Annotated in this window: 4 protein-coding genes; 1 reads left to right on the top strand and 3 read right to left on the bottom strand. The window is 37.2% G+C overall.

The genetic code is table 11. The features are described 5' to 3' along the window. Positions 1–483 (bottom strand): MBL fold metallo-hydrolase (locus QVB70_RS09600; RefSeq protein ID WP_287585517.1); only part of this gene is annotated, 483 nt, incomplete at its 3' end. Positions 484–590: 107 nt separating this feature from the next. On the opposite strand from QVB70_RS09600, the gene QVB70_RS09605 reads away from it, so the two are divergent. After that, positions 591–1,139: an HD family hydrolase gene (locus tag QVB70_RS09605; protein WP_287585518.1), complete on the top strand. Its 549-nt coding sequence runs from the start codon at positions 591–593 to the stop codon at positions 1,137–1,139. Between the two features lie 268 nt (positions 1,140–1,407). Here the strand turns inward: QVB70_RS09605 and QVB70_RS09610 are convergent, their stop codons facing one another. Next, a complete protein-coding gene (locus tag QVB70_RS09610) occupies positions 1,408–2,163 on the bottom strand; it encodes a Sir2 family NAD-dependent protein deacetylase (protein ID WP_287585519.1) in 756 nt (251 codons plus the stop codon). A 152-nt stretch (positions 2,164–2,315) separates the two neighbouring features. Beyond that, the coding region (locus QVB70_RS09615; protein ID WP_287585520.1) for a ZIP family metal transporter at positions 2,316–3,099 on the bottom strand (784 nt) is incomplete at its 5' end.

Raw genomic sequence — 3,099 nt, forward strand, 5'->3', positions numbered from 1 at the left:
ATGCCCAGGTGCGTGAATTATCTCTAATGACCTATCATCAAGTTTAATGCTGTTTCCATCTTGAAGAAGTCGTGTAGCATGGGATGGAATAATGTTAAAAGTTGTCCGGTCGAACTCTACCGGCGGTTGTCGTGTGAAGTTCTTTTCGTCAATGATATAGTCCATAATTTCCTTTTTTTGTGGAGCAAAGAGCTGATCTTTTTCACTATCATGAATAGCTATATTACAAAATAGGTGATTTCCTCCGATGTGATCGTAATGAGAATGCGTATTTATTACTAAGACATCATCTAAATCTTCTTTTCCTAGTAACTGACGCACTACACGACTAATATCGTCAATTCCCATTCCTGTATCAATTAGAATAGGAGGTTCTGTTTTAAGTAAATAGGAATTGATCCATTCTGCATGTCCTGGCTCTGAAATTAAGAATATATTGTCCAGAACTTCTTTTACTTCGAACCATGAATTCTGTGAACTCATTTCTTTCACGGATTCTCATCGATTTAGATATTGATTTAAAATGATGAATTACGTTTTTATTTAAAACCTTACTTTCCTCTTATAGAAACACCATCTTAGGTGATTATATGGATTTGATAAAGTTTTTTGAAGTTACAAATATTTTAAAAAGACTTCCAAGAACAGGATGGCTAGTAAAAGGCATTAAAGATCCTGAATCTATTGCAGCACACTCATTTTCGACAACGCTCATGGCTCTTATCCTAGGTATTGACAGAGACGATATCAACCTTCAAAAACTTTTGATAATGTCCATTTTACACGATATAAGTGAAAGTCAAATAGGTGATCTGACTCCTTCTTCGATTGAATTGATCGGAGGAAATGAAAGGAAAAAGGAGCTGGAAAAAAAAGCTACTAAGAAATTATTTGAGTTATTAGACGAGAAGAAACGAACAGAATTGTTTTCAATCTATGAACAATATATAAACAATGAAACAAAGGAAGCCAAGTTCTTGCATCAGATAGATAAATTAGAAATGCTGTTCCAAGCTGTCGAATATCAAAGAGCGGGATATCCGAAAAAAAACTTAAATGAGTTTTGGAGTGCTACAGAATCTATAACTGATAAAACTCTTGCCGAGATTTTAGCGTATTTGAAAAGAAGGTACCGATAATGAGGAGTTCTTGAAAAGTGCAAAACAATTATTATATTGTACGTTGTACGTCATGTAGCAAGCCGCAGGTTTATCTATCACGAAAAAGAAACGTTAAATCGCGAAAAAAGATCTGTCCTTTTTGTGGAAAGAGTTTTATAATTCATTTAGAACGGGCAATTGCATCATTTAATTCACCAAAATTGGCCCGCTCCTTCTTATTGAACTTAACCGAGAATGAAAGGCCTAATAAAACCAAATCCTGAAGGACAAAGAAGTGTTCAACTCTTCAACTGCCCTCTAGTTCCTTTATTTGCGCCACAACTTTAGGTAAGAATACACCTGATTTTGCTTCAATGCGAACATCTGCTAAACCATCTAATTGGGTTGCACCCATATTTACTATGATGAGTGTGGCTCCTGATCGCTTGGCTATAACAGGAAAATCCGCTGCTGGGGATACGCTCAGTGAAGAACCAACTACTAACATCACGTCGCATTTTCTTGAATGAGTATCGGAATCTCGCATTTCCTTTTCAGGCATGGGATCATTAAAATTAACAACTGATGAAACAATTCTTCCATTACAATGAGGGCATTTTGGTTGGTTTGATCTAGGTCTTTCGGTCCGATAACCCTTTCCATGAATCAATTCATCCCAACCAATTTCCTGTTTAGAAAAACGCGCATCACAGTTCAAGCATTTTATCAGTGCATGGTTGCCATGAAGTTCAGCAAGGACGTCAGATGGAATTCCAGATTTTAAATGAAGATTATCCACATTTTGAGAGATCAAATATTTCAATATTCCAAGTTCATATAGATCAACAAAAGCGAAGTGCCCTGCATTTGGCTCAATTTCGGAAATCGGTTGCCTTGGTAATTTTGGTTTGAGTCCTTTATCTCGAAGTGTCCAAACTCCTTCTGGGCCTCTGTAATCAGGCAGTCCTGATTCAGTTGAAACACCTGCACCAGTATAGCCCACGAGATATTTTGAATTAGCGATAATTTCGGCTACAAGTTCAACATCTTGAATGGAAAACATCTACATATATCACTCCTCAAAACATGTACATTGGGAAAGCCAAGCTACAACTTTTCTAGTCATACGAGATAAGTCAGTAACAAATAGCACTTTACACCAAATATTACTTTGTATTAAATATATCAGAGTCTGTTCTAGGTCTTTAGCGAGAATCACGCTAGAAAACCCTTCAAAAGCAGAATAATCAGAAAACCCGCAACTAATCCTATTATTGGTATATGTTCGTGCGTTTTTTCGCTATGTGCCTGCGGTGCTAACTCGTCGCAAACCAAATAGATCATAGCTCCTCCTGCAAAGGCTAGAAAAATAGCCTGAACAAAAATAGAAACCTGCAATAATAGCAACAGAGAAATTGTTGCGGCAAGTGGTTCCGAAAGTCCTGAAAGTAGAGTAACTAAAAACAATTGGTCTTTTCTCATGCCAGCTTTATACAAGGGTATAGCTACAGCTATGCCTTCAGGAATATTATGAAATCCAATCGATACTGCAATTATAAGACCAAGACTTGGTGTGATTGCAAATCCAGTCGCCACCGATAGTCCTTCAGGAAAATTATGTATTGTGATACCAAGTGCAATTAAAATTCCACATTTGAGTGATGCTAGGTCTCGTGTTGTGGATTCTTTTTGACCACCCTCATATTCGCATGTTACATGAAAATGAGGTAAGCGTGCATCTACAATTAACATTACAAATGCTCCGAGTGCAAAGCCAAGTGCCGCCCATATTACGTTAGTAAGTGCTTCACTTTCTATTATAAGAATCAGCGCAGCAACAGCAATCATTGTTCCACTTGCAAATCCAAGCATCATTCCAAGAATGTTATCACTACGTTTCCCTAAAACGAGAACTATTAAAGCACCCAAACCCGTTGCTGATCCTGCTAATGTGCTTATTGCAATTGCATAGAGAATTGGATCCATTACAATCTTCCTG

This window comes from Candidatus Borrarchaeum sp. (genome assembly GCF_019058535.1).
GTDB classification, from domain to species: Archaea; Asgardarchaeota; Sifarchaeia; order Borrarchaeales; family Borrarchaeaceae; genus Borrarchaeum; species Borrarchaeum weybense.

Coding starts and splice junctions, on each gene's coding strand:
- QVB70_RS09605 (WP_287585518.1), top strand. CDS start 591: ATGGATTTGATAAAGTTTTTTGAAGTTACAAATATTTTAAAAAGACTT.
- QVB70_RS09610 (WP_287585519.1), bottom strand. CDS start 2,163: ATGTTTTCCATTCAAGATGTTGAACTTGTAGCCGAAATTATCGCTAAT.